The sequence below is a fragment of the Micromonospora pallida genome, assembly GCF_900090325.1.
Taxonomy (GTDB): Bacteria; Actinomycetota; Actinomycetes; order Mycobacteriales; family Micromonosporaceae; genus Micromonospora; species Micromonospora pallida.
The window spans coordinates 6714377-6740181 of record NZ_FMHW01000002.1 but is presented as its reverse complement, the minus strand read 5'-3'; the positions used below and the strand labels follow the sequence as shown (position 1 = coordinate 6740181).

Below are 25805 nucleotides of genomic sequence, written 5' to 3'. Positions count from 1 at the left end.
CATCAGCCAAGCGGCAGCCGGCGACCGGGAGGTGGTCTCCGACTGACCGGCAGGTGAATGTCGGGATGGGCGTTTCCGCACCCGGGAGCCGGGTCGGCCACGAAGATTGGCTGGTGCGCCGGTTCTTCCGTCACCCCGTGCGGATCGTGCCCATCGGTTTCCTGGTCGCGATCCTGCTCGGCACGGGCGCGCTGATGCTGCCCCCGGCGACGGAGGAGCACCGGTACACCCCCTTCGTCACCGCCCTCTTCACCGCCACCTCGGCGATCTCGGTCACCGGCATGGTCGTGGTCGACACCCCGGCCTACTGGACCCCGTTCGGACTGGTGATGATCACCGTCCTGACACAGGTCGGCGGGCTGGGCATCCTCACCGGCGGCACCCTGGTCATCCTGGTGGTGGCCCGGCAACTGGGGCTGCGCACCCGGCTGCTGGTGCAGGCGGAGACAGCCGAGTTCGGCATCGGTGACGTACGCCGGTTGCTGCTCAGGATCGGCCTCACCATGCTGGTCTGCGAGGCCGTGATCACCACGATCCTGACGATCCGCTTCGTCGTGTCCTACGGTTACTCACCCGGCCGGGCCCTCTGGCACGGCTTCTTCCACGCCGTCCAGGCGTTCAACAACGGCGGCTTCTCCCTGTACCCGGACAACCTGGTCGGCTTCGCACACGACGGGTGGGTCACGCTGCCACTGGCGTTCGGTTCGATCATCGGGGCGCTCGGCTTTCCCGCGCTCTTCGAGGCCACCCGGAGCTGGCGACGACCGGGCCGCTGGACGATCAGCACCAAGCTGACCGTCTGGGGCAGCCTGGTGCTGCTGGCAGGCGCCTTCGTCGTCCTGCTGGCCGTCGAGTGGGGCAACCCCCGCACGCTCGGCCCGGTCGGCTGGGAGGGCAAGGCGCTGGCCGCCTTCACCCAGGACGCGTTCATCCGCACCGGCGGGTTCAACACGCTGGACATCACCACGTTGGAGGAGGCGAGCTACCCCCTGCTGATCGCCCTGATGTTCATCGGCGGCGGCAGCGCCAGCACCGCCGGGGGCATCAAGGTGGCCACCTTCTTCCTGCTGGCCTTCGCCATCTGGGCCGAGTTGCGGGGCGAACCGGACGTGACGATCGGACACCGCCGCGCGGCCACCGCGAGCCAGCGTCAGGCGATCACCGTGGCCCTGCTCAGCGTGGCGCTGGTGGTGGCCGGCACGGTGACGCTGATCCTGCTGACCGAGGGGGTGGGCTACGACCGTGCGTTGTTCGAGGTGACCTCGGCGTTCAGCACCACCGGGCTCTCCACCGGGGTCGCGCCGACGCTCCCACCCGCCGGGCAGCTCACCCTGATCGTCCTCATGTACATCGGGCGGGTCGGCACCCTCACCCTCGGGTCGGCGATCGCGTTGAACACCCGTAGACGGCTGTACCGGTACCCGGAGGAGCAACCCATTGTCGGCTAGACGGAACCCCGACGCGAAGGGCCACGGCGTCGTGGTGGTCGGGCTGGGCCGGTTCGGCACGTACCTGGCCACGACCCTGACCCAGCTCGGCCACGAGGTGCTCGCCATCGACCGGGATCCGCAGACGGTGCAGCGGTGGTCGTCCGCGCTGGACCGGGTGGTGCAGGCCGACGCGACCGACGAGGCCGCGCTGCGCCAGCTCGGCATCGCCGACTACGAGCGGGTGGTCGTGTGCATCGGCGCGGCGGTGGAGGCGAGCATCCTCACCGTCCTCGCGCTCATCGAGGTCGGCGGGTCGCCGATCTGGGCCCGCGCCACCTCCCGGAAACACGCCCGGATTCTGTCCGCGATCGGCGCGCAGCACGTGGTCTTCCCCGAGGCGGAGACCGGGGAGCGGGTCGCCCACCTGCTCGTCAGCAACATGCTCGACTTCATCGGGTTCGGCGACGACTTCGCCATCGCCAAGGTCCGGGTGCCACCGCCCCTGGTCGGCCGCACGCTGGCCGAGGTGGCGCCGGCCGCCCGCTACGGCGTCATGGTCGTCGGCGCGAAGCCGCCCGGAAAGCGGTACGAGTACGTCACACCTGGCACGGTGCTCAGCGAGGGTTCCCTGCTGATCGTGGAGGGCACCATCGACCAGGTGCAACGCTTCGCCGGGATGACCTGAGGTCCGTCCAGGGCTCGACGTACATCGCCCACTCCTACGGGGCCTCACTCCTCGACCGGGTCCTCCCCGCCGTCGTCGTCGCCACCGCCGTCGTCGCCACCGGTGTCATCGGGACTTGGGGTTACGCTTGGAGTTGGCTCCGGATCCGGAGTCGGATCCTCTACCGGGGGCGTCGGCTCGGGAGTCTCGTCTTTTTTTCCCTCACCGTCCTTGTCCTTGTCCTTCCCCTTGCCTTTGTCCTTGCCCTTGCTGTCGTGGTCACCGGAGTCCCGGGGGGTCGTGTTCGTGCCGGATCCGCTGGTCCGGTTCGTGCCGCCGCCGGTCCCGGCAGCCTGGGCCGGCGGGGGTGTGGGTGAACTGCCGGCCACCCCGGCGACCTGAACCTCGCAGGTCTCCGTGCCGAGTTGGAACCGCACCGGCAGCGGGTTCGCGCCGCCGTACCGGCCGGTCAGGGCGATCTTCTCGGCGGCGCCGGGCGCCAGCGTCGTCCGTCCGGCGGCCGGCCGGACCTCGACCGTCTGCCCCTCCTGCCGGACCACGGTCGGGTCCGAGCCGGCGACCGTCTGGTCGCCGGGCAGCGTGAAGCTCATCGTCCAGTCCCGCAGCTCCGCCGAGCCCGTGTTGGTCAGGGTCACGTCGGCGGTGAAGGTCCGGCCGTCGTCGCGGCGCAGCGCGTAGTCGACCGTGCAGGGGGCCGGGCGATCCAGCCCTATCCGGGCCTCGTCCGGGCTCACCTGGTCGCCGCTCGCCGGTCGCTGCGCGCTCATCCCCCACACCACGCCGGTCACCGCGAGCAGGCCGGCCGCCACCGCGCCGGCCTGCGCGTGCCGCCGTCGCCGGCCCGCCGCGCGCCGCCCCCGGCTGACCGACAGCGGCAGCGCGTCGGTCGCCGCCGACCAGGGCAGGATCGTGGTGTTCGCGGTCGCCAGCAGCGCATGGTCGGCCGGACCGGCCGGCGACACGGGTACGGCGGCGGCCAGCCCGGCCGCCTCGGCGAGGGTACGGGCCAGCTCGACCGTGCTCGGCCGGTCCTCGGGCCGCTTCGCCAGGCAGCGGTGCACCAGTTCGGATACGTCGTCGGGGAGGCCGGGCACCGGTGGCATCGGTTTGGGGTCGGTGTGCACGTGGGCGCGGAGCATCTGGGTGGTGGTGCTCGCCCGCCAGGGCAGCCGGCCGGTCAGCATCCGGTACAGCAGCAGGCCGAGCGCGTACACGTCGGTGGCCGGGGAGACCTGGCCGTCCTCCAGCCGCTCCGGCGCGAGGTACGCCGGGGTACCGAGCAGGGTGCCGTCCGGGTCCTTCTCGCTCTCGCCGACCAGGGCGGAGATACCGAAGTCGACGACCTTCACCCCGGTCGGGGTGAGCATGATGTTCCCCGGAGTGACGTCCCGGTGCACCACACCCCGGGCGTGCGCGACGGAGAGGGCGGAGGCCGTCTCGGCGGCGACGGTCACCGCCTCCCGCCACGGCAGGTGCTGGTCCCGGCCGAGCCGGGCGGTCAGCGGCGGGCCGTCGACCAGTTCCATGACCACGTACGGCACGGTCAGGCCGACCTGCTCCGACTCGCCGTAGTCGTAGACGTTGGTGATGTGCGGGTGGACCAGCCGGGCGGCGGCCTGCGCCTCGGTGCGGATCCGGTGCCGGAAGGCCCGGTCGCTGGCCAGCCGGGACGCGAGCACCTTGACCGCCACCTGGCGGCCGAGCACCTCGTCGTAGCCCCGCCAGACCACGGACATGCCGCCTGCGCCGAGTTGTTCGATCAGCCGGTACCGGTCCCCGAGCAGTTGCGCGTCGTTCCTGACCCCACCCATGGCAGATCTGTTGCCCGAGGGGACGAACGGTTACACCAACCCCGGCAAAATCGGTCAGCACCGTCACCGAACGGAATGGCGACGGTACCCTGGGCGATGCCGCCCGACGCGTTCAGGCGGTGGCGAGAAGCTGGTCGACCGGGGCGTAGTCGTCGGTCAGCACCAGCGCGTCATCAACGAACGCGGTCAGGTCGGCACCGGACAGCAGCCGGGTCGGCGCGTCGAGCGTGCCGAGCCGCTCCCCGACGGCGGCCAACGGCAGCGGCGCGTCCGAGGCGACGATGAGGAAGTTGGCACCGTACTCACCGGCCAGCGCGGCCGGCGGCGCGACCAGCGCCACGTGCCGGAACTCGGCGGCGACGGTGGCCGTCTCGGCGCGGACGAACCGCAGCGGCGGGTAGTCGATGACGTTCTGCACGTAGATGCCGCCGGGACGGAGCACTCGATGGATCTCGGCGGCCATCTCCCGGGTCGCCAGGTGCCACGGCACCACCAGGTGTCCGAAGGCGTCTCCCACCACGAGGTCCCGACTGGCGGCGGGCTCCCCGGCGACCAGCATCCGGGCGTCGCCGACCTCGGCGCGCATCTCCGGTCCGGTCCGCAGCCCCAGCTCCGCCCGACCCAGGTCGACCAGTCCCCCGTCGATCTCGAAGACCAGGTTGTCCGTGCCGGGTCGGGTGGCGGCCAGGTAGCGGGGCATGGTGAACCCGCCCCCGCCGACGTGCAGCGCGTCCAGGCGGTGCCCGGTCGGGGCCACCACGTCGGCGACCGCCCCGATCCACTGGGTGTACTCGAACTCCAGGTGCGTCGGGTCGGCGAGGTCGACGTAGGAGTGCTGGGCCGAGTTGAGCAGCAGCGTCCGGCCGGTCGGCCGGCTGCCGTCCGCCTCGACCGACGCGCAGTGGTACGCGGTCTCGAGGTCGCACGGGTTCGGCGCGACAGCGGCCAGGCCCGCCCCGGCCAGCCCGAGCACCGCCAGCGCGGACCGGGCGCGGGCCGGGCCGGGCAGCCTGCTGCGGTCCTGCCGGTACAGGTACGCGCCGAGGATGAGCCCGGTCAGGCCGAGCGCCACCGCCAGACCGACCATGATGACCGAGCTGGGCAGCGTCGCCACCAGCACGAACCCGGTGGCCAGGGTGGCGGTGATGCCGCCGAGGGTGCCGATCCCGGAGAGCCGCCCGACCACCTGCCCGGTCCGGCGCAGATCGGCGAGCTGGAGTTTCACCACCAGCGGACTGACTGCCGACAGCAGCGCCGCCGGGACGAAGACGGCAGCCGCGACGAGCAGCAGGATCGCGCTCGCCGCGCCGCCGCGCAGCACCTCACCGGCGTACCGGACCACCGGCAGGGTGATCGCGGTGGCGATGCCGGCCAGCACCAGCGCCGGGCCGAGCAGGGGACGCGGGTCGCGGCGGTCGGCGAGCCAACCGCCGGTCCACGCCCCGTACGCGATGGCGGCCAGCGCGATCCCGATCACCGAGCTGGTGACCTGGAGGGTGACCCCGACGTACGGGCCGACCAGGCGCAGCGCCACGGTCTCCAGCACCAGGACGGCCCCGCTGGAGAAGAAGACCAGAAACGCGGCGAGGCCGTTCGGCAGGGCGCGGACCGGGACCGGCTCCGGCGGCGTGACATCGACGTCGACGGGGGACTTCGGGGAGCTCACCGCTGCGATGGTACGCAGCGTTCCTGGTAGCGGCGGTCAGTACATGGAGAGGTGAACGTGGTTCGTGTGGTCGGCGGCCGGGCTGCCGCTCCCGCCGTACGCCCGCCAGCCGGTGCCCGGATGCCAGATCTGCCGGTACCAGATCACGTAGAGCACCCCGAGGCGACTGGCGTTGCGCACGTACCAGGCGGCCAGCCGGTCACCGTAGTCCTTGTCGCCGCCGGTCGCCGTCTCGTCCTTGAAGCCGTTGGTGGCGGCCGAGAAGTCGCAGGCCCGCCCCTTGGGATGCTCGCCGGACCCGCCGCTGCGGTAGCAGGAGACATGTCGCCGGTAGCCGGCCGACTGGGCCTGCTGGAGCGCGTTGAGGGTGCGGGCGGTGATGCAGCCGGAGGTGGTCGGATCGTTCACCGAGCAGGACTCCGGCGGCCAGGAGCCGTCCGGGTTACGCGGGGCCGGCTTGGCGGTGGCGGACCCGCCGCTGCCGAAGCCGCCGCTCGCGCCGGAGCTGACCGCGGCGAGCGCCCGCTCGGCCTCCCGCTTCCGCTTGGCCAGCTGGTTGACCTGCTTGACCTGCTCGCGGACCTCGGCGTCGAGGGCCAGCTTGGCGGTGTTGGCCCGGCTGCGTTCCTCGGCCAGCGCCCGCAGCCGCCGGCCGTCCCGCTGGGCCATCACCTCCAGCTCGGCGGCCCGCTTGAGGAACGCCTCCGGGTCGCTGCTCTGCAACAGCAGCCCGGTGGCGGTCAGCCGCCCCTGCTTGTACGACTCGACGGCCACCTCGGCCGCCTGCGCGGTCAGCCCGACCAGCCGAGACTCGATCTTCTTCAGCTCGGCGGTCAGCAGGACCTGCCGCTTCTTGGAGTTCTCCAGCTTGGCGGTGGCCTCGATGTGCCCCTTGGCGCTGGCCTCCAACGCGTCCCGCAACTTCTTGGTGCCGCCCTCGGCCGGCTCGGCGTGGGCCGGGACGGGCCCGCCCAGCACGAGTGCCACCACGGCGAGCAGCGCGACCAGTGGCCGGAGGCCAGACCACTGGCGGAGAGCCGTCCTACGCACGAAAGTCGATGTCCTCTCGTCAGCCGGACCGTCGTGGGCGCGGGGCTCCCGGCCCTGGGTGCGTCCGGCGTGGACCGTCGGTCACAATACCGGACCGGGATCCGCCGGAAGATCCACCGACGGGCGGGGCGTGGACGACCGGGTGGCCCGCCTCAGGCGGCGAGTAGTGCGGCGTGCACCTCGTCCCAGACCTGTTCGTTCGCGGCGACCAGCAGCCCGTGGTCGTCGGCCGCCGGATGGTAGTCGGTGCCGTCGAACCGGCGGACCACCCCGCCGGCCTCCCGGACCAGCAACGCACCGGGCACGTGGTCCCAGGGGAACGTCCGCCAGAAGATGGCGAAGTGCTGGGTGCCGGCGAGCACGTCGAGGTACTCCCGGCCGGCGCAGTGCTGGCTGGGGAGGAGTTCACCGATCCGCCCGCCGCCGTCGGTCACCCGGGAGCGGATGTGCGCCGGCAGGTAGCGGCTCGTCGTCGCGCCGCGCAGCTCACCGACCGGCGGCACCCGACCGGCCAGATCGACCGGCCGGCCGTCCAGGCGTACGCCCGCGCCGGCCCGGGCCACCGCCAGCGTGTCGGCCAGCGGGTCGAGGATCCAGGACGCGGTCGGCTCGCCGTCGGTCAGCAGGGCCACCATCAGGGCGAACGGCCGCCGCCCGGCGGCGAAGTTGGCGGTGCCGTCGACCGGGTCGACCAGCCAGACGTCACCGGTACCGCGTAGGTGGTCAAGGAGGGCGGGATCGGCGGCGACCGCCTCCTCGCCGACCACCACCGAGTCGGGACGCAGCCGGAGCAGCCCCTCGGAGATCAGCTCCTCGGCGCGGCGGTCGGCGACGGTGACCACCTCGCCCGGGGCCTTCTCGGTGACCTCGTGTTCGCCGAGACGCCGGAACAGCGGCACGACGACCTGGTCGGCGGCCTCGCGGACGAGAGCGCCGACGTCGTCGAGCAGGGTGTCAGCCACGCGGCGGCAACTTGACCACGCTGACGAAGAACTCGTCGATCTGCCGGACCACCGAGATGAACCGCTCGAAGTCGACCGGCTTCGTCACGTACGCGTTGGCGTGCAACTGGTAGCTGCGCAGGATGTCCTCGTCGGCCTGGGAGGTGGTGAGCACGACCACCGGGATCCGGCAGAGGTTCTCGTCCTTCTTGATCTCCTCCAGCACCTCCCGGCCGTCCCGCCGGGGCAGGTTCAGGTCGAGCAGGATCAGGTCGGGCGCCACCGCGTCGGCGTACTGGCCCTCACGCCGCAGGTAGGCGAGCGCCTCGGCGCCGTCGGAGACGACGGTCAGCCGGTTGCGGAGCTTGTGCTCCTCGAACGCCTCCTGGGTCATCAACACGTCACCCGGGTCGTCCTCGACGAGCAGTACCTCGATCGGGCTCTTGCCGTCCGCCGGAGCGGTCATCGCACTGTCTCCTTCGTACCACCCGTTGTGTCGCCCGCCGCCGGGTCCCGCTGGTCGGCAGCGTTCCCGGCGGGGTCAGCGGTCGGCCCGGTCGTTGCCGTGCCGTCAGTCTCGGCGGCCCGGACGCGGTCCGCGCCGCCCGCCGCGTCGGCGCTTCCGTCGGACCGATCGCCCCCGGCCGCGCCGCTGCCCCCGGCGGGCTCGCCGTCCCCGGTCGCGTCGCCGTCTGCGGCGGTCTCGCTGCCCCCGGCGTCGGCCGCTGTCCGCGCGGCCTCGATGTCCGCGGGCAGCGCCGGGAGGGTGAACCGGATGGCGGTGCCCTCCTCGGTGTCGGTGTCGGTGTCGACCCAGACCCGACCCCCGTGGTACTCGGCGATCTTCTTGACGATCGCCAGGCCGATGCCGGTACCCGGGTAGGCGTCCTTGGAGTGCAGCCGCTGGAAGATCACGAAGATCTTGTCGGCGAACTCCGGCTCGATCCCGATGCCGTTGTCCCGGCAGGTGATCTCCCACTCGTCGTCGCACAGCCGCGCCGAGACGTGCACCTTCGGCGGCACGTCCGGCCGGCGGAACTTCACCGAGTTGCTGACCAGGTTGGCCAGCAGGTTGGTCAGCAGAGGCTCCTCACCCCGGATGGTGGGCAGCTCCGACCAGGTCAGCTCGGCGTCGGCGTACTGCCGGGCGGCCTCGGTCTGACCCGCCACGTCCCCCATCACCTTGTTCAGGTCGACCTCGGTGAACCCGGTGGTGAGCCGGCCGATCCGGGAGAAGGCGAGCAGGTCGTTGATCAGGCGCTGCATCCGCTGGGCGCCGTCCACCGCGAAGGCGATGTACTGGTCGGCCCGCTCGTCGAGCTGACCGGCGTAGCGCCGCTGGAGGAGTTGGCAGAAGCTCGCCACCTTACGCAGCGGCTCCTGGAGGTCGTGCGAGGCGACGTAGGCGAACTGCTCCAGGTCACGGTTGGAGCGGACCAGCTCCTCGGCCTGCTTCTGGAGTTGGTCGTTGACCCACTCGATCCGTTCCCGGGCCTCGCGGACCTCGGCCAGGTCCCTGGCGATCTTGCGTCGCATCGCGTCGACGTCGTCGGCGAGCTGGCGGAACTCCGGTGGCCCGCTCCCGCTGATGTGGTGCTGGTAGTCGCCCTCCGCCACCTCCCGCACCTGGTCGGCCAGGCCGGTCAGCGGCCGGACGACCATCCGCTCCAGCGAGACCAGCAGAACCGTGCCGGCCACGACCACCACCAGTGCCGCGATGATGAGCAGGACGACCAACTGGTTGCCGGTCCGCTGGATGTTCCGGGCCCCGGCCTCCCGCTCGGCGGTGATCTCGGCGTCCAGTCGGGCGACGGAGGCGCGTAGCTGGTCGAACTGCTGCCGGGTCTGATCGGTGATCAGCGCCTGGGCGGCGGCGGTGCCCTCCTGCTCCACCGCCGCGATCACCGGTACGGCCACCGTCCGCCGCCACTGCTCGGCCTGCGCCCGGACGGCGTCCAGGTCCCGCCGGATACCGGGGAAGTCTTCGGCGAGCCGGCCCATCGACTCGGTCCGCTCCTGCTCCAGCCGGACACCGCTGTCGTACGGCACGAGGTCCTGCCGGTCGCCGCTGACCGCGTACCCGCGGACCGCGGTCTCCTGGTCGAGCAGCGCGTTGAGTAGTTCCTGCACCTGCACACGCAGCGGGGCGGTCGTGGTCAGCAGCGTGTCGGTGTGCGTCCGGTTGCGGGCCGCCACCGTCGCCTCGGCGCCGGCCAGCCCGATCAGCAACACACCGACCACGGCCAGCAGGGTGACCACCCGCTGGCGCAGCGTCCAGCCCTGGGTGACCGTCACCGACCACCACCACCCCGGGTGACCAGCAGCATCGCCACGTCGTCGGCGAGCGGACCACCGTTGATCTCCTCGGCCCGGCCGACCAGCCAGCCCGGCAGCTCGGGCAGGGGCACCGTCCGACTCGCCGGGTCACCGACCAGGGCACTCAGCCCCGGCACGTCGAGCCGCTCCTCGCCGTCACCCACGCGCCCCTCGATCAGCCCGTCGGTGTACATCAGCAGGGACCAGTCATCGGTGGAGAACTCCAGGTCGAAGGCGACGGGCCGGCGGGGTCGTACGCCGAGGAGCAGCCCGCCCGGGGCGGGCACCGGGGCGACCCTACCCCCGGCGATCAGCAGCGGTGGCGGGTGTCCCGCCAGCCGTACGGTGGCCCGGTTGGCGTCCAGGTCCAGGCGGGTGGTGGCCACCGTCGTGAAGATCTCCTGGAGCCGCCGTTCGCTCATCAACACCTGTTCGAGTGCCGGCAACACCTCGTCGTCGGGCACCCCGGCGAGGATCAGGGCACGCCAGGCGACCCGTAGTTCCACGCCGAGCGCGGCCTCGTCCACCCCGTGTCCGCAGACGTCGCCGACGATCAGGTCGATCCGACCCGGTCGGGTCTGCACCACGTCGTAGAAGTCGCCGCCGATCAGGGCGGCGTGCCGGCCCGGCCGGTAGAAGGTGTGCACCCCGATCCGGTCGCGCTCCATCAGCAGCGGGGTGGGCAGCAGACCCCGCTCCAGACGGGCCGACTCGGCCTGCCGCAGCTCCACCTCGCGGAGCCGGCGGGCGTTCTCGTCGGCCCGCTTCCGCTCGACGGCGTAGCGCAGCGCGCGGGCCAGCAGGACGCCGTCGACCGTGCCCTTGACCAGGTAGTCCTGCGCGCCCTCGGCGACCGCGACGATGCCCAGGTGCTCGTCCGAGCGGCCGGTGAGCACGCAGACCGCGGCCCCGCCGGCCATGTCGAGGACCTGCCGCAGGCCGTCCAGCCCCTGCGCGTCGGGCAGGCCGAGGTCCAGCAGGACACAGTCGACCCCGACCACCTGCTGCCGGGCCTCGCTGAGGCTCGTGGCGACCAGCAGGTCGATCATCGAGTTGGTCTCGGCGAGCAGTTCGCCGACGAGGAAGGCGTCCCCCTCGTCGTCCTCGACCAGCAGGACCCGCAACCGCTCACCCGGCGGCAGGGTCGGGTGTCGCCCGAGACCGCCGTGCGGATACGCCGGCGGCGCGACGGTGGAGCCGGTCAGCCCAGCACCCGGCCCGGACCGGGTCACCGCCGCGAGACGCGGAAGATCACTACTGATGTCGGGCTCCTTCCGAGTGCCCTGCTGATCCTGTATTAGACAACGGTCGCACACAACACGACGGCCTCGGCACCGGCGAGGATGGGGTCCGTCACTACGCATCAGCGGACAAAACGATCCGCTGCCGCCGGGTCCCTCACCAGCGCGCACGCGGGCCGGACGCGCTCCCACGGACCGCCCGTCACGGCCCCCCGCCGGGGGCGCGGGCGGGAGAGGATGATGCCCACCCCGGCCCCACCCCCCGCGAGGAGACCCCAGTGGGCGCACCCCCTGCCACCCCCGCCGCCGACCGGGCGCTGGCCCGGCCGCGCCGCCGACCGACCGCCGCCGTGGCCGCGCTCGCCGCACTCGTCGCGGTCGCCGCCGGCACCCTGCTCGACCTGCGTACGCCCACCCCGGCCCCGGCCGACGCCCCGGCCACCGAGTTCAGCGCCACCCGGGCGTACGAGCACGTGAAGGTCGTGGCCGCCGAGACCCACGCCGCCGGCAGCCCGGCCAACGACCGGGTCCGCGACCACCTGGAGCGGACCCTGCGCGGGCTGGGCCTGGAGACGTCGGTGCAGGACACCGTCGCGCCGGAGGCCGGCCAGCTCAGCGGCTCCGCCGGGGGCACCACGCTCGCCCGCGTCCGCAACGTGGTGGCCCGGCTCCCCGGCACCGATTCGACCGGTCGGGTCTTCCTGGTGGCGCACTACGACTCGGTGCAGTCCGGGCCGGGCGGCAACGACGACGCTGCTGGCACCTCCGCGATCCTGGAGACGGCCCGGGCGTTGACCAGCGGCCCCCGCCCCCGCAACGACATCGTGTTCGTACTGACCGACGCCGAGGAGGCGTGCCTCTGCGGGGCCGCCGCGTTCGCCGCCGAGCACCCGCTCGCCGCCGACGGCGGGGTGGTGCTCAACCTGGAGGCGCGCGGCCGGACCGGTCCGGTGATCATGTTCGAGACCTCCCGCCGCAACGCCGCCCTGGTGGATGCCTTCGGTCGGGCCGCACCACACCCGGTGGGCACCTCGTTCGCCGTGGAGGTCTACCGGCTGCTGCCCAACGACACCGACTTCACCGCCTTCCTCGACGAGGACTTCGCCGGACTGAACTCGGCGTACCTGGACGGCGGGGCGATCTACCACACCCCGCTGGACACCCCGGCGGCGATGGACCGGCGCAGCCTCCAGCACCACGGCGACAACGCGCTCGCGTTGGCCCGCGAATTCGGCCGGACCGACCTGGACACGCTGACCGCCGCGCACGACGCCACCTACTTCCCGGTGCCCGGTGGGCTGGTCCGCTACCCCGGCTGGCTGACCTGGCCGCTGGCCCTGGCCGCGCTGCTGGCGGTCGCCGTACTCGGCTGGGCGGCCCGTCGACGCGGCCGGACCAGCCTGCCCCGGCTCGCCGGCGCCTTCGGGCTGGCGCTGGTGCCGCTCGTCGTCGCCCCGCTCGCCGCCTGGCTGCTCTGGGCGGCCGTGCTCGCCGTCCGCCCCGGCTACGCCGAGCTGCTCGACCCGTACCGGCCGGGGTGGTATCGGCTGGCGGTGGTGGCGCTCGCCGCCGCCGTCCTCTTCGGCTGGTACGCGCTGACCCGCCGCGCGGTCGGCCCGGCCGCGCTGGCGGTCGGCGGGCTGGGCTGGCTCGCCCTGTTCGGGGTGGGGCTCGCCGTGGTCGCGCCCGGTGGGTCGTACCTGGCGACCCTGCCCGCCCTGGCGTGCGCGGTCGCCGGCCTGGTCGCCCTGGCCACCCGGATCGACGGCCCCGGGCCGGTGGTCGCGGTGACCGGCGCGGCGGCCGTCGCGGTGCTGATCCTGCTTCCCACGGTGGTACTGCTCTTCCCGGCGCTCGGCATGGGGATGGGTGCGGTGGCCGCGCTCTTCGCGACGCTGCTCGGGCTCGCCGCGCTGCCCGTGGTCGACCTGCTGCACCCGCAGGCCGGCGGCGAACGCGGCCTGGCCGCCGCCCGAGCCCGCCGCCGCGGCGTGCTCCCGGCGCTCGCCGCGACGCTCGCCGCACTGGTCTTCGCCGCCGTGGGCCTGACCGTCGACCGCTTCGACGCCGCGCACCCGATCCCGACCCACCTGATGTACGCCCTGGACGCGGGCACCGGGCAGGCCCGCTGGCTCAGCCACGAAATCGACCCACAGCCCTGGACCGACGGGTACGTCGACGGGGTGGAACGCGTCGACGACGAGTTCCCCGGCCTCGGCGACACGGAACTGCGCACCGGCCCGGCGCCCCGCGCCGACCTGCCCGCCCCAAAGCTCGAGGTGCTCGCCGACACCCGCACCGCCGGTCAGCGCGAACTGCGGCTGCGGATCCTGCCCCAACGGCAGGTACGCCTGCTCACCCTGCACGTGGACGCCACCACGGCAACCGTGCAGTCGATGGTCGTCGGCGGTCGCCCGGTTCACTTCGACCGGATCACCGGCGAGCAGCGCTGGGACTTCGGCCTCGTCTTCCACGCCCCGCCGCCCGAGGGCATCGAGATCACCCTGACCGTCACGCCCAAGGCGGAGCGGGTCGCGCTACGCGCCATGGACGCCAGCGACGGCCTGGACGCCCTACCCGGCTTCCGCCCCCGCCCGCCCGACGTCGGCGTAGTCGGCTCCCACACCTCCGAAATGCTGGCCGTAGCCCAGACCTATTCGTTCTGACCCACCCCACACGCCGCGCCTCGCCCGGTTGATCAAGAAGTTGGTGTCACCGTTCCGGCCTTGGCCTGACGCCAACTTCTTGATCAACGGGAGCGGTGGGCCGGAATGGCGGCAGATGCTCTTGACGCTGGCATGGCTACGCGTAGGCGCGCCATGGACGCCAGCGACGGCCTGCCCGACTTCCATCCCCGCCCAATGTGCGCGAATGATCCACTGAATATGCGGCATCTTGGGTGATCATCCTGCTCGGAGACCCCGAGATGCCGCATATTGCGCCCGCGAGAATTGCCCGAGCGGCCGATTCGCCATCGCACCGATCCGCAGGAAGGTAACGGCATGACCGTCGTCGATTGAACGGGAAAGGAGCTCCGATGGACCCACTGAGGAGGACCGCGCTGGTCGCGGGCGGGTTCTACGTGCTCACCTTTGCCTCGATTCCCACCCTCGCCCTGTACGAGCCGGTGCGGGATCCGGACTACATCGTCGGCACCACGCCGGAAACCCCGGTCGTCATCGGTGGCGTCCTTGAGGTGATCGTTGCCCTCGCCTGCATCGGCACCGCCGTCGTGCTGTACCCGGTGGTCAAGCGGCAGGGCGAAACCCGAGCGCTGGGCTTCGTCAGCGCCCGGGTTCTCGAAGCCGCCAGCATCTTCGTCGGCGTCGGGAGCCTCCTGACGGTCGTGGCCCTGCGGCAGGCCGGAGCCGGAGCAGATGCGCTGGTCACCGGCCAGGCGCTGGTCGCCTTCTATGACTCGATCTTCCTTCTCAGCCAGGGCTTCATTCCGGCCGTGAACGCCCTGTTGCTGGGTTCCCTGCTGTACCAGTCACGCCTCGTGCCGCGGGTTCTTCCGGTGCTCGGACTCGTCGGAGCGCCCCTGCTCGTCGTTTCCGACGCCGGCATACTGTTCGGCCTCTGGGACCGACTGTCGCCGGTGGCGGCGATCGCGGCCATCCCCATCGCCGTGTGGGAGTTCTCGTTGGGCGTCTACCTGATCGTCAAAGGCTTCCGGCCCTCCCCGATCACCGCAGGAATGGTCGCCGCCAGTGCCCGGCCCGTCCAGGACTCCGCCGTCTGACCGTCGAGGACGCGGCCGGGCCTCCACGGCCCGGCTGCCACGCGGCGAGGCCAGTAGCAACGATCGCCCACCCGACGACTGGCCGGCCGCGCGCCCGCAGGTTCTAATGCCCCCGTGTCCAAATCTTCTGTTTCCATCCTTCGGCGATTCCTGCGGTACCCCTTGTGGCTTTTCCTGCTGCCAATACTCCTGTTCGCCGGTCTTCCTGCCCTGGTCTTGGCCAGCCAGGATCACTTGGGTACGGCCTTCCTGATTCTCATGGGCAACCTGTACGCAGTTCTTCTCGGTGCTCTACCTTCTCGCCAGAGACCTCCTCGAGAAGGTGAAGGTGACGCCCGAGGATCTACCCTGACGGCAGCTCCCAGCTGCGTAGCCGCCGAGTTTCGTCATCCGCCAAGCGCGGCCAGTCGGATAGGCGACTGTGCGCATGCACCGGCCTGCGGACGCACCAGGCTTGTCTGATGACGCGACGGATCGGCCGGATCACCTGTGCGCTGCTGCTCACCATGCCACTGCTGACAGCGACCCCGGCCTGGGCCGCCGGACCGGGGGACCTGGTCGCCCGGGACATCCACCCGGCAGGCTGGATGTCGAGTTCGGCGTCCGACGTCAACGAGCGCGGTGAGGTGATCATCACCGCGACCAAGATGGTCGACTTCGAGATCCAGCCGCCGCTCGGCTACATCTGGCGGGCCGGGAGGCACACACCGCTGCGTCCCCTGCCCGGTGGGACCGGCAGTCTCGCGCGCGACATCAACGAGCGCGGCGAGGTCGTCGGCTTCTGCCAGTCCGACCTCCATCCGGCGCGTCCGTGCCTGTGGCGGCAGGGCCAGCCGCACGACCTCGGCACGCTCGACGAACGCGGTACGGGCACCGCGCTCGCGGTGAACGACAAGGGTGAGGTGGTCGGTGACAACCAGACGTACATCCGTGGCGGCGAGACCCGGGCCTTCCTCTGGCGGCGCGGCGTCCTGATCGATCTCGGCGGCATCGGTGACCGCTCCGCCGTCGGCATCAACAACTCCAGCCAGGTGATCGGCGTCCACTACACGGAGGCTGGACGGCGGGCCTTCCTCTGGCAGCGGGGCACGCTGACCGACCTGGGCACCCTGGGCGGAAGCGAGTCGGTGCCGACCGACATCAACGAACGCGGACAGATCGTCGGGACGAGCACCACGGCCGACGGCATCCAGCACGCCTTCCTCTGGCAGGACGGCCGGATGATCGACCTGGGCACGCCGTCTGGCGAGAGCGGCGCTGTGGCGGTCAACGACCGTGGTCAGGTGACCGGGTGGACGAACTCGGCCAACGGAGTGCTCGGCTCGTTCCGCTGGCACCGTGGCGTCCGCACCGACTTCGCCGGGTACCTGAGCGACATCAACGAACGCGGCTGGGTCGCCGGCACCACCACCGGCGACCCGCGGTACGCCCTGGTGTGGCGCAACGGCCGTACGGTCACCGGTGATCCGGCGGCCGCCGTGATGGTCATCAACAACCGGGGGCTGCTGGCCGGATGGACGAACACCCCGGGCGGAAACCACGCGACCGTGTGGCGGTGACGCCCGGCTCCCGGCCTCGGCCCTTCGACCTGTCGGGGTGGGCTGTAGTGGCGGCGGCGGCCGATCATGTGGTGGTGCGTTCGGGACGGTGGCTGATCATCGGGGTTGGTGTGACGGTCGCTGGTGGGTTGGTGGCGGCGGCGGTGCTGTTCGGTCTCCAGGGGGTGGAGGTGGCCAGTTGGCTGGCCGGGGTCGCCAGCCTGGCGGTCGCCGTCAGCGCGGTTGCGCTGGCCCCGTCGGGAGTTCGCGCATCGGACTCGGGTGGTGCGGACGCGGTGACACCACCGTCCGGGCCAAGATCTGTCGCCGTGGGTGGTGACCTCACGGGGATCGCCTCGACCGGCGACAACACGACGAACACCCAGCAGCGGTGAGCCGATGGTCTCGACGCGGACGGTCGGTGCCCGCGCACACTGATCCCGCGGCGCCAGCACCCGCGAGTGATTCCGCCGCGCTGGGCGGGGCGGGCGCGATCACAGCTGGCAGCATCCCTGGTATCGCCTCCACGGGTGACCATGCGACCAACACCCAGCACATCACGGTGTTACCCGCAGAGGCGCTGGTCGCGCCGGAGGCGGTGCCGGCACCGGCCGGGCTGGTCAACCTGCCGATGCGGCTGCGGCTGTTCGTGGGTCGCGAGGACGCGCTGGGCCGGCTGGATACGGCGGTTGAGGATCCTGGTGTGGTGGTCGTGCAGGCCGTCCACGGGCTTGGCGGTATCGGCAAGAGCACCCTGGTGGCCCAGTGGGCGCACACGCATCGCGACGGCCACCGGCCGATCTGGTGGATCACCGCCGACAGTCCCGCCGCCCTCGACGCCGGACTGGCCGCCCTGGCCGCCGCGCTGCGGCCGAGTCTCGGCGCGGCGATGCCGGCACCAACCTTGCGGGAGTGGGCCGTGCAGTGGCTGGCCTACCACGACGGTTGGCTGCTCATCCTCGACAACGTCACCGATCCCGGCCACATCACCGGCCTGTTGGCCCGGCTACCCCGAGGTCGAATACTGGTGACCAGCCGCCGCGCCACCGGCTGGCCCGACATCGTGACCCCGCTACGCCTGGATGTCCTCGAACCACACCAGGCAGTCGACCTACTGACCGGAATCGTGTCTCGCTCCGGCGCCGTCATCGACCCCGTCGACGCCGCCGCCGTGTGTACCGAGCTGGGCTGCCTGCCGCTGGCAGTGGAACAGGCTGGCGCCTACCTGGCCCAAACCGGTGTCACCGCCGCCGACTACCTCCGGCTTCTCGCCGAGTATCCCGCCCAGATGTACCGCGACGGTGAAGAAGGCCGCGCCGCCGAACGAACGGTCGCCCGGGTCTGGCAGGTCACCCTCGACGCCCTCGCCGACGACCCCCTACCCGGCCACCTGCTACGGACCCTGGCCTGGTACGCACCGGAAGCCATCCCCCGCAGCCTGTGGCACCGTCTCGGCGACGTGGAGCCGGCGGTGGTGCGGGCGATCGGCCGACTGGCCGCCTACAACATGCTCACCATCGACCCCACCACCCAAGCCGTGACCGTGCACCGACTCGTCCAAGCCGTCGCCCGCACCCCAGACCCCGACAACACACACCGCCAACCCGACGACATCACCACCGCCCGAGTCGCGGCCGCCATTGGCTTGATCGCCGCACTACCCGACGACTGGCGTGCCCCCACCACCTGGCCGACATGGCACGCCCTGACACACCACATCGACGCCCTGGTCACCCACACCAGGCCGCATGCCACCGACGCCGACCGCGCAGCACAGGCGTGTCTACTCAACTCGGCCGGGATGTTCCTTGAGGGCCAGGGAAACCTGTCCCAGGCCATCGCCTATTTCGGGCAGGCCCTCACCGACTATCGGCGGACACTCGGCGACGACGCCCCCGAGACACTGTCCTCGATGAACAACCTCGCCACCGCCTACCAAGCGGTCGGAGACCTGAAACGGGCGATCCCGCTGTACAAACAAGTCATCACCGAATGTCGGCGGACACTCGGCGACGACGCCCCCGAGACACTGTCCTCGATGAACAACCTTGCCGGCGCCTACCAAGCGGTCGGGAACCTGAAACGGGCGATCCCGCTGTACAAACAAGTCATCACCGAATGTCGGCGGACACTCGGCGACGACCACCCAGACACGTTGGGCTCGGTGAACAACCTTGCCGGCGCCTACCAGGCGGCCGGGGACCTGAAGCAGGCGATCTCGCTGTACGACCAGGCCATCGCCGCCGGTCAGCGGACGCTCGACACCGACCACCCGCAGATGCTGACCTTCCGGAATGGCCTCGCCAACACCTACCATCTGGTTGGAAACCTTCCGCAGGCGATCTCGCTACTCAAGCAGGTCCTCACCGACGGTCGACGGTTATTCGGCCCCAGGCACCCAGAGACCTTGATCTTTGCGAACAACCTTGCCTACGCCTACAAGTCGGCCGGAAATTTGAAACGGGCGATCCCGTTGTACGAACAGGTTCTCACCGACCGGCGGAAGGTGCTTGGCGACAACCACCCGGATACGCTGCTCTCGGTGAACAACCTTGCCGGCGCCTACTGGTCAGCCGGAAGCCTGGAGCGGGCGATTCTCCTGCTCAAGCAGACCCTCACCGGCTGTCAGCGGGTGCTGGGCACCGACCACCCACAAACACGGATCGTCTACAACCGCCTACAAGCTGCCGTCGCGTCGCGACGAGGGTAAGCATCAGCGGCGGCATGGAACCCAGAAATGCGGGCTGTGTGACCCGGCATTGATCTAGCGGGGGGAGGTAGTCGATCAAATGACTACTTCCAGCGGAAGTGGACGAAGAGGCGGCCGAAGTTCTTGGAGTCCTTCTCGACCCGGTGGTAGAGCTGCTTGACGTCCTTCTGGTCGAGGAACCGCAGCACCCGCTTCTTGAGCTGGCCGGAGCCCTTGCCCGGGATGATCTCGACCAGGGTGGCCTTCTTCGCCACCGCCTCGTCCATGATCCCGCGCAGGGCGCGGTCGATGTCGTGGCCCCGGTTGAAGATGTCGTGCAGGTCCAGCTTCAGTTTCATGCCACGCCCCGGTCGAGTGTCGTGCCGCCCGCCGGCCGGATGCCCCGCGTGACTGCGGTGCGGGCACCGACCGGCAGCTCGGCTCCCATGCCGGCAATGGTAGGTCGGCGGGGGTCGCCTGACGGGGTCGGCGGCCTCCCGGTAGCCGCACCGGAAGGCCGCCGACCCCGTTCGTCAGCGGGTGCCGCCGACCCGCGTCTCGACCCGTTGCAGGGCCTTGCGGTACTCGTCGTTGGCCGAGTTCATCGCGGCGGCGATGCGCAGGTACCGCAGCGCGTCCGCCGGTCGGTTCAGCCGCTCCAGCGTCCGGCCCAGCACGTGGTGCGCGTAGTGGTCGCTCGGGTCCTGGTCGACCAGCACCCGGAGCTGCTCCTCGGCCCGGCCGAGCTGCGCCGTCTGGAAGTACGCGCGGGCCAGCAACTGCCGCACCGAGGCATTGCCCGGCTCGGCCGCCACGATCGGCTCCAGCAGTCGTACGGCTCCGGTCGGGTCTCCGGCCTCGAAGAACATGGCCGCCCGTCGGTACTCCTCCAGAAGGTCCATCGAACCCACCCCCTCGTGTCGTGCCGCCCGGTTCTTCTTCCGACGCTGACACAAACACCGTGTGGGAAGCTAGTGTTCCCGTCCCCGGTCAGCCGGCCGGACGCCGGTCGACGGAAGCCGGCGGGGTGAGCTGCCAGGCCCGGACCCCACCGACCAGGGCGGCGGTGTTCGGAACGACCACCACGTCCTCGCCCATCCGCGCGAGCTGCTCCGGCCGGATCAGTCGGGAGTTGCCGCCGCCCAGGTAGATCCGGTCCCAGCGGAACACCGGCCGCAGCCCGTCCACCACCTGCCGAACCCGTCGGGACCAGAAGCCGTCGCCCAACCGGCGGCGCTCCGGCTCGCCGACGTAGGTGTCGTAGGTCATCCCCCAGCGCACCGGGGCCTGGGACAGTTCCAGGTGCGGGGCGAGCACCCCGCCGTCGAAGAGGGCGCAGCCAAGCCCGGTGCCGAGAGTCAGCACCAGCTCGCAGCCGCTGCCGGCGACCACACCGGCACCGTGCACCTCGGCGTCGTTCAGCACCAGCGCCGGCACCCCGAAGGCGTCGGCGAGCGCGGTACGCACGTCGTACCCGGACCACTCGGCGAGCAGTTCCGGGTCGACCCGGGAGCGGGGCCCGGACCGGGTGACGTAGTGCGGGGTGGCCACCACCACTCCGTGCCGGAGCATGCCGGGCATGCCCACGGTCAGCCGGTCGGCGGTCGGCAGCTGCCCGGCGAGGTCCAGCAGCGTCTTGACGAAGAGGCTCGGCGGCAGCGGGTACGGGGTGGGCACCCGCATCGGTCGGGCCCGCATCGTCCCCGCCTCGTCGAGCACCGTCGCCTTGATGCCGCCGCCACCGCAGTCGATCGCCAACGTGGTCACCACGGCCGACAGTCTGCCTAATCCGTTCGGCCCGCGGTGGCCCGGACGGCTAGGCTTCGGCTTCTGATGAGCGCCACGATGATCGTCAAGGACCTCTCCGCCGGCCACGGCGACCGGCTTCTCTTCGCCGGGCTCGACCTGGTGGTGGCCCCCGGTGACGTGGTCGGCCTGGTCGGGCCGAACGGCGCCGGCAAGTCGACGCTGCTGCGTACCCTCGCCGGGCTGCTCCCGGTGGAGGCCGGTGGCGTCACGCTGAGCCCGCCCACCGCGAACGTCGGGCACCTGCCGCAGGAGCCGGAACGTCGCCCCGGCGAGTCGGTCCGCGACTTCCTGGCCCGCCGGACGGGCGTCACGGCCGCGCAGGCCGCGCTGGACGCCGCCACCGAGGCGCTCACCGCCGGGGCGGCCGGCGCGGACGACGCGTACGCCGAGGCGCTGGAGCGCTGGCTCGCCCTCGGCGGCGCGGACCTGGCCGAACGCGCCGAGCAGGTGGCCGCCGAGCTGGGGCTCGGTGTCGGCCTGGACCACCCGATGACCGGGCTCTCCGGTGGGCAGGCGGCCCGCGCCGGGCTGGCCTCGCTGCTGCTCAGCCGGTATGACGTCTTCCTGCTCGACGAGCCGACAAACGACCTCGACCTGGCCGGGCTGGCGAAGCTGGAGGAGTTCGTCACCGGGCTACGGGCCGGCACGGTGCTGGTCAGCCACGACCGCGAGTTCCTGACCCGCACGGTCACCCGGATCCTGGAGCTGGACCTGCACCAGCAGCAGGTCAACCACTTCGGCGGTGGCTACGCCGCGTACCTGGAGGAACGTGAGGTGGCCCGCCGGCACGCCCGCGCCGAGTACGAGGAGTACGCCGACACCCGCGCCGGGCTGGAGGAGCGGGCCCGGACCCAGCGGGCCTGGATGGAGAAGGGTGTCCGGAACGCCCGGCGCAAGGCCACCGACCCGGACAAGAACGTCAAGCACTTCCGGGGCCAGACCAGCGAGAAGCAGGCGGCCAAGGCCCGGCAGACCGAGCGGTTGATCGAACGGCTGGACGTGGTCGAGGAGCCACGCAAGGAGTGGGAGCTGCGGATGGAGATCGCCGCCGCGCCGCGCGCCGGCGCCGTCGTGGCCGCGCTCCGCGAGGCAGTGGTACGCCGAGGCAGTTTCACCCTCGGCCCGGTGACCCTTCAGATCGACTGGGCCGACCGGGTGGCGGTGACCGGGGCGAACGGGTCGGGCAAGTCGACCCTGCTCGCGGCGCTGCTCGGTCGGGTGCCGCTGGAGTCCGGGCACGCCTCGCTCGGGCCGGGCGTGGTGGTCGGTGAGGTCGACCAGGCCCGGGGGCTCTTCGTCGGCGACGAGCCGCTGTTGGACGCCTTCCGGGCCGCCGTACCGGAGATGTCGCCGGCCGACGCGCGGACCCTGCTGGCCAAGTTCGGCCTGCGCGCCGACCACGTGTTGCGGCCGGCGGCGACCCTCTCCCCCGGTGAGCGGACCCGGGCGGCGCTGGCGTTGTTGCAGGGGCGCGGGGTGAACCTGCTGGTGCTGGACGAGCCGACCAACCACCTCGACCTGCCCGCCATCGAGCAGTTGGAGTCGGCGTTGGCGGGCTACCCCGGCACGCTGCTGCTGGTCACCCACGACCGACGGATGCTGGCGGCGATCGAGACCAACCGGCGGCTGCACGTCAACGGCGGACGGATCGCCGAACTCTGATCCGTGCGGACCGGCTACCGGCAGGTCACAATCGATACATGCTGAGGTGGGAGTACGCGCTGCTGGTGCGCCGCCGGCAGGCGTCCAGCGACGACATCGGTTGGGAGATCACCTTCCACTGGTACGGCCCGGACGGCACCATGCTCGACGTCACGCCGTACGGCGACACCGCGCTGGCCCACCTGAACCGGGCCGGCGACCAGGGCTGGGAGCTGGTGGCGATGAGCGAGGACCCGTCGCTGCCCGGCAACCACGAACTGCACCGCTACCACCTCAAACGTCCGAAGGCGCAGCTCGCGCCCCGGCAGCGGGCGGTACGCGGAGTCGGCCGTGGCGGCCGACGCAGCGTCACCGGCTGACGCCGTAGCACCGGCTGACCGGGCGTCACCGGACCGTTCTGCAAGGCGTGCATGACGTGCGCGGATGCGGGTAACGGGCGGCGGGAGGTGGCCCGCATGGTCGCGTTGGCGCAGGCACCGCCCTCGGCCGAGCGGCTGAGGGCGATCGACGTCTTCCTCACCCAGGCGTGGACGGACCAGGCCCGGCACGACGACCGGCTGCGCGACCTGGCGGTCGACGTACGGTTCGACCGGGGGGTGGCGCACCTGACCGGTGAGGTGCCCTCGGCGGCGGACCTGCGGCTGGTCCGCGACCGGGTCGGCCGGCTGGCCGGGGTGTTCGGGGTCTGGTCGCGGGTCGTCGTCGCCGGCCGGGCGCCGGTTGTCGTCGACCTGGGCTGTGGTGGCACCAAGCAGTACCCGGGCAACCTCGGGCTGGACATCTTTCCCGCCCCGGGCGTGGACGCGGTGGCGGACCTGTCCGGGGCACTGCCACTTGCCGACGACTCGGTCGACGTCCTCTTCGCGGTGCACATCCTCGAACACCTGCTCGACTTCCTGCCGCTGGTGGACGAGTGCCACCGGGTGCTCCGGCCCGGCGGTGTCCTGCACGTGATGAGTCCCTGGTGGCGGCACGTGAACGCGGTCGCCGACCCGACCCACGTACGGCTGCTCGACGTACAGACGATCAAGGGGGTCTGCGGGCAACGCCCACCCGGCACACCGCGCTGGTACCCGCTGCACGCCGGCTGCGACGGGGCGTCGATCTTCGCCGACCTGACGCCGCTCGACGCCGACGCCCCGGGACCGGAACCGTCCCACCTGGCCCGCTTCTTCGACTGACCCGGTGCCGCTGTCCCGCTGGCCCGTCACCACCAGACCGCTCTAGGCGGGCTGATAGCCCGGTGGGCGGGGCCACTGTTCCGCCTCCGGGTCCACCGGCCGCGTCACCGCCGGCGCCGGCACGGCCGGTGGAACGGGCAGCGGCAGCGGCGGGGTGGGCAATGGCGGTGGGCCGGCGAGGGCTGGGACGGGAGCCGCGGCCGGAAGCGGCGGATCGGTCGGGGACGGTGGCAGGACGGCCGGGGGCGGGTTCGGGCTGGGCGGGGCCGTCCGGCGGGGTTGCCAGAGTTGCTCACCGGCGAGCAGGCCACGGAAGTCGAACCGGCACTTCGCGCAGGTGCGCAGGGCCGTCTCGGCCCGCCGGTCGCCGCACCGCTGGCAGTACGTCACCACCGTCTCGTCGGCGTCCATGCCCTGGCAGCGTGGGCAGGCGAAGCTCGGCCCCTTACCGTTGAGCTGCGCCAGCCGGCCCGCCAGCACGTACGGGGTGACCACCGCGCTGAGGCCGGTGGCCAGTTCCCGGGTACGCCGGGTCCGCTCCTGCATCCGTTCCAGATCGGGGTTGGTCACCTTCTCCAGCCGGCAGGTGGTGCAGGTGCGCAGGTTCCGTACCGGCAGCATGCTCCGGAGCCGGGCCTGCTGGTGCAGGAAGGTAACCACCGGCACGTCCGCCGGTTCGACGGCGAACCGGGCGACCGGGACCGCCCCCGGGGCGGCGGCCGAGGCGAGGTGTTCCTCGACCCGGAACACCAGCGACTGGACCTGGGCCACCAGGTTCGGCGGCATGTCGCCGGGGCGGCTGGCGATCAGCGCGCCGACCATCAGCATGCCGTCGGCCAGCTCCGCCGGCACCTCCGCGACGGCCTGCGGCGTCTCGAAGGCGAACGTCTCGGTACCGGCCCGGCTGACCGCCGCCCGCCGCTGGGTCGGGGAGTCCCCGTCGAGCAGGCGGGACGCCTGCCGGGAGAGCACGGCGCCGGCCCGGTTGGCGAGGCTCGCCGCGTTCTGCATGATCGCCACGTCACCGGGCCCGGTCTGTCGCCACCAGCCAGGGAAGGCGGCGGCACCGGCCGGATCGAGGCGGCCGAGCACTCCGTCGACCGCCCCGAGGACGGACTCGAAGAGCTGCACGTAGACGGAGGTCAGGCCCCAGTTCCGGCCCATCCTGCCGGACCAGCGGTCGGCGAGCACGACGGTGACCCGGCTGCCGGTGTCGTCGGCTTCCAGGCCGATCCGCAGCACCACCGGCACCCGGGCGGCGGACAGGGTGACCCCGCCCAGCGTCGAGCCGCGTACCGCCTCGAGCAGGCTGAGCTGCTCGGTGCGTAGCTCGAAGGAGAGATCCCGGACGACGCGGAGCAGGTGTTGCCGGGCCACGCTCGGCGGTATGGCGATCCGGCGTTCCGCGCCGGCCACCAGTCGGCCCGCCTCGGCGGCGAGCACGGCCGGGTCCGGCCGCGCGCCGGGGTCCGGCCCGGCAGTCCAGCTCATTCCGCGAGGTCGAAGCTCGTACCGGCGCCGTACGTGTCGTACGGGGCGACCTCCGCCACGGCGGTGTCGAGGTGGGTGGCCGCCTGGGTGGAGTAGTCCAGGGACACGTCGTAGTTGCCGTCGGCGATGTCGGCGTGATTGGCGGCGTGCGCGAAGGCACTGTCGGCGACCTCGTAGTTGCCGGCGGCCAGGTTCTCGTTGGCGTAGTCGACCCAGTCCTGCGCCGAGTCGGCCCACTGGTCGCCGCTGGCCGCGTGCCAGTCGGACCAGTCCTGGTCGGCCACGGCCCCGGCGACCTCGGTCTCGACGACGTCCAGCACCGGCTCCGGAAGCACCGGCTCGACGGTCGCCGCGTCGACGGTCACCGGGTCGTACGCGGCGACGCCGACGTCCGGGAGAGACGTGTCGGTGGACAGGTAGTCGCCCCAGCTCGAATCGGTACTCAATGTCGCCCCCAGGTCTCGTGACGGCGCGCGACGCGCCCGTACATCATGGCGACCGGGGACACCGCGCCCATCCTCCGATCGGTGTCGCGCCGCCGCCACCCAGCACT

22 protein-coding genes are annotated in these 25805 nt (G+C 71.9%); 10 read left to right on the top strand and 12 right to left on the bottom strand.

Annotation, left to right across the window (positions count from 1 at the left end):
- The first annotated feature begins 65 nt into the window (after window positions 1-65).
- Both GA0074692_RS28750 and GA0074692_RS28745 read left to right on the top strand, forming a co-directional pair.
- On the top strand, window positions 66-1448 hold the full coding sequence (locus GA0074692_RS28750; RefSeq protein WP_091649994.1) for a TrkH family potassium uptake protein: 1383 nt from the start codon (window positions 66-68) through the stop codon (window positions 1446-1448).
- On the top strand, window positions 1438-2115 hold the full coding sequence (locus tag GA0074692_RS28745; protein WP_091649992.1) for a potassium channel family protein: 678 nt from the start codon (window positions 1438-1440) through the stop codon (window positions 2113-2115). Before GA0074692_RS28750 ends, GA0074692_RS28745 begins: the two co-directional genes overlap by 11 nt.
- Before the next feature lie 44 nt (window positions 2116-2159).
- On the opposite strand, the gene GA0074692_RS28740 is transcribed toward GA0074692_RS28745, so the two are convergent.
- From GA0074692_RS28740 to GA0074692_RS28710, 7 genes are all read right to left on the bottom strand, one after another.
- Window positions 2160-3926 carry a serine/threonine-protein kinase gene (locus GA0074692_RS28740; RefSeq protein ID WP_091649986.1) on the bottom strand — a complete coding sequence of 589 codons (1767 nt, stop codon included), beginning with the start codon at window positions 3924-3926 and terminating at the stop codon, window positions 2160-2162.
- A gap of 112 nt (window positions 3927-4038) precedes the next feature.
- The gene (locus GA0074692_RS28735; RefSeq protein WP_091649982.1) at window positions 4039-5592 is read right to left on the bottom strand and encodes a fused MFS/spermidine synthase; all 1554 of its coding nucleotides are present in this window, start codon (window positions 5590-5592) and stop codon (window positions 4039-4041) included.
- A gap of 36 nt (window positions 5593-5628) precedes the next feature.
- Window positions 5629-6642, bottom strand: a complete 1014-nt coding sequence (locus tag GA0074692_RS28730) for a coiled-coil domain-containing protein (RefSeq protein ID WP_091649979.1) — start codon at window positions 6640-6642, stop codon at window positions 5629-5631.
- A 152-nt stretch (window positions 6643-6794) separates the two neighbouring features.
- On the bottom strand, window positions 6795-7604 hold the full coding sequence (locus GA0074692_RS28725) for an inositol monophosphatase family protein (RefSeq protein WP_091649975.1): 810 nt from the start codon (window positions 7602-7604) through the stop codon (window positions 6795-6797).
- Window positions 7597-8049, bottom strand: a complete 453-nt coding sequence (locus tag GA0074692_RS28720; protein ID WP_091649969.1) for a response regulator — start codon at window positions 8047-8049, stop codon at window positions 7597-7599. Before GA0074692_RS28720 ends, GA0074692_RS28725 begins: the two co-directional genes overlap by 8 nt.
- Window positions 8046-9878, bottom strand: coding sequence for a sensor histidine kinase (locus GA0074692_RS28715; protein WP_245730500.1), 1833 nt, complete (start codon window positions 9876-9878; stop codon window positions 8046-8048). The genes GA0074692_RS28720 and GA0074692_RS28715 overlap by 4 nt, the downstream gene beginning before the upstream one ends.
- Complete coding sequence (locus GA0074692_RS28710) at window positions 9875-11131, bottom strand: PP2C family protein-serine/threonine phosphatase (RefSeq protein ID WP_245730499.1); 1257 nt, start codon at window positions 11129-11131, stop codon at window positions 9875-9877. Before GA0074692_RS28710 ends, GA0074692_RS28715 begins: the two co-directional genes overlap by 4 nt.
- Window positions 11132-11418: 287 nt before the next feature.
- On the opposite strand from GA0074692_RS28710, the gene GA0074692_RS28705 reads away from it, so the two are divergent.
- From GA0074692_RS28705 to GA0074692_RS28685, 5 genes are all read left to right on the top strand, one after another.
- Window positions 11419-13806, top strand: a complete 2388-nt coding sequence (locus tag GA0074692_RS28705) for a M28 family peptidase (protein ID WP_091649961.1) — start codon at window positions 11419-11421, stop codon at window positions 13804-13806.
- Between the two features lie 371 nt (window positions 13807-14177).
- Window positions 14178-14882 (top strand): DUF4386 domain-containing protein, encoded by a 705-nt coding sequence (locus GA0074692_RS28700; protein WP_091649957.1) that lies wholly within the window; start codon window positions 14178-14180, stop codon window positions 14880-14882.
- Window positions 14883-15343: 461 nt separating this feature from the next.
- Window positions 15344-16441: a hypothetical protein gene (locus GA0074692_RS28695; protein WP_091649954.1), complete on the top strand. Its 1098-nt coding sequence runs from the start codon at window positions 15344-15346 to the stop codon at window positions 16439-16441.
- Window positions 16442-16515: 74 nt separating this feature from the next.
- Window positions 16516-16815, top strand: a complete 300-nt coding sequence (locus tag GA0074692_RS28690; protein WP_091654241.1) for a hypothetical protein — start codon at window positions 16516-16518, stop codon at window positions 16813-16815.
- A 167-nt stretch (window positions 16816-16982) separates the two neighbouring features.
- Window positions 16983-19130, top strand: coding sequence for a tetratricopeptide repeat protein (locus GA0074692_RS28685; RefSeq protein ID WP_141725433.1), 2148 nt, complete (start codon window positions 16983-16985; stop codon window positions 19128-19130).
- An 83-nt stretch (window positions 19131-19213) separates the two neighbouring features.
- Here the strand turns inward: GA0074692_RS28685 and GA0074692_RS28680 are convergent, their stop codons facing one another.
- The 3 genes from GA0074692_RS28680 to GA0074692_RS28670 all read right to left on the bottom strand — a co-directional run bounded on the left by GA0074692_RS28680 (window position 19214) and on the right by GA0074692_RS28670 (window position 20879).
- Window positions 19214-19468: a Smr/MutS family protein gene (locus GA0074692_RS28680; RefSeq protein ID WP_091649947.1), complete on the bottom strand. Its 255-nt coding sequence runs from the start codon at window positions 19466-19468 to the stop codon at window positions 19214-19216.
- A 174-nt stretch (window positions 19469-19642) separates the two neighbouring features.
- Window positions 19643-20011 (bottom strand): tetratricopeptide repeat protein, encoded by a 369-nt coding sequence (locus tag GA0074692_RS28675; RefSeq protein WP_091654239.1) that lies wholly within the window; start codon window positions 20009-20011, stop codon window positions 19643-19645.
- Window positions 20012-20099: 88 nt separating this feature from the next.
- Entirely contained in the window at window positions 20100-20879 is a 780-nt protein-coding gene (locus tag GA0074692_RS28670) for an ROK family protein (RefSeq protein WP_091649944.1), read from the bottom strand.
- Between the two features lie 63 nt (window positions 20880-20942).
- On the opposite strand from GA0074692_RS28670, the gene GA0074692_RS28665 reads away from it, so the two are divergent.
- The 3 genes from GA0074692_RS28665 (at window position 20943) to GA0074692_RS28655 (ending at window position 23761) form a co-directional block, all read left to right on the top strand.
- Window positions 20943-22580, top strand: coding sequence for an ABC-F family ATP-binding cassette domain-containing protein (locus GA0074692_RS28665; RefSeq protein ID WP_091649941.1), 1638 nt, complete (start codon window positions 20943-20945; stop codon window positions 22578-22580).
- 38 nt (window positions 22581-22618) lie between these two features.
- Entirely contained in the window at window positions 22619-22939 is a 321-nt protein-coding gene (locus GA0074692_RS28660) for a hypothetical protein (protein WP_091649937.1), read from the top strand.
- Window positions 22940-23035: 96 nt separating this feature from the next.
- Window positions 23036-23761: a methyltransferase domain-containing protein gene (locus GA0074692_RS28655; RefSeq protein ID WP_091649935.1), complete on the top strand. Its 726-nt coding sequence runs from the start codon at window positions 23036-23038 to the stop codon at window positions 23759-23761.
- Window positions 23762-23803: 42 nt separating this feature from the next.
- Here the strand turns inward: GA0074692_RS28655 and GA0074692_RS28650 are convergent, their stop codons facing one another.
- Window positions 23804-25252, bottom strand: coding sequence for a hypothetical protein (locus GA0074692_RS28650; RefSeq protein WP_091649932.1), 1449 nt, complete (start codon window positions 25250-25252; stop codon window positions 23804-23806).
- The gene (locus GA0074692_RS28645; protein WP_091649929.1) at window positions 25249-25698 is read right to left on the bottom strand and encodes a hypothetical protein; all 450 of its coding nucleotides are present in this window, start codon (window positions 25696-25698) and stop codon (window positions 25249-25251) included. Before GA0074692_RS28645 ends, GA0074692_RS28650 begins: the two co-directional genes overlap by 4 nt.
- Window positions 25699-25805 lie beyond the last annotated feature (107 nt).

Coding starts and splice junctions, on each gene's coding strand:
- GA0074692_RS28675 (WP_091654239.1), bottom strand. CDS start 20,011: ATGGACCTTCTGGAGGAGTACCGACGGGCGGCCATGTTCTTCGAGGCC.
- GA0074692_RS28660 (WP_091649937.1), top strand. CDS start 22,619: ATGCTGAGGTGGGAGTACGCGCTGCTGGTGCGCCGCCGGCAGGCGTCC.
- GA0074692_RS28665 (WP_091649941.1), top strand. CDS start 20,943: ATGAGCGCCACGATGATCGTCAAGGACCTCTCCGCCGGCCACGGCGAC.
- GA0074692_RS28700 (WP_091649957.1), top strand. CDS start 14,178: ATGGACCCACTGAGGAGGACCGCGCTGGTCGCGGGCGGGTTCTACGTG.
- GA0074692_RS28695 (WP_091649954.1), top strand. CDS start 15,344: ATGACGCGACGGATCGGCCGGATCACCTGTGCGCTGCTGCTCACCATG.
- GA0074692_RS28750 (WP_091649994.1), top strand. CDS start 66: ATGGGCGTTTCCGCACCCGGGAGCCGGGTCGGCCACGAAGATTGGCTG.
- GA0074692_RS28655 (WP_091649935.1), top strand. CDS start 23,036: ATGGTCGCGTTGGCGCAGGCACCGCCCTCGGCCGAGCGGCTGAGGGCG.
- GA0074692_RS28680 (WP_091649947.1), bottom strand. CDS start 19,468: ATGAAACTGAAGCTGGACCTGCACGACATCTTCAACCGGGGCCACGAC.
- GA0074692_RS28720 (WP_091649969.1), bottom strand. CDS start 8,049: ATGACCGCTCCGGCGGACGGCAAGAGCCCGATCGAGGTACTGCTCGTC.
- GA0074692_RS28740 (WP_091649986.1), bottom strand. CDS start 3,926: ATGGGTGGGGTCAGGAACGACGCGCAACTGCTCGGGGACCGGTACCGG.
- GA0074692_RS28650 (WP_091649932.1), bottom strand. CDS start 25,252: ATGAGCTGGACTGCCGGGCCGGACCCCGGCGCGCGGCCGGACCCGGCC.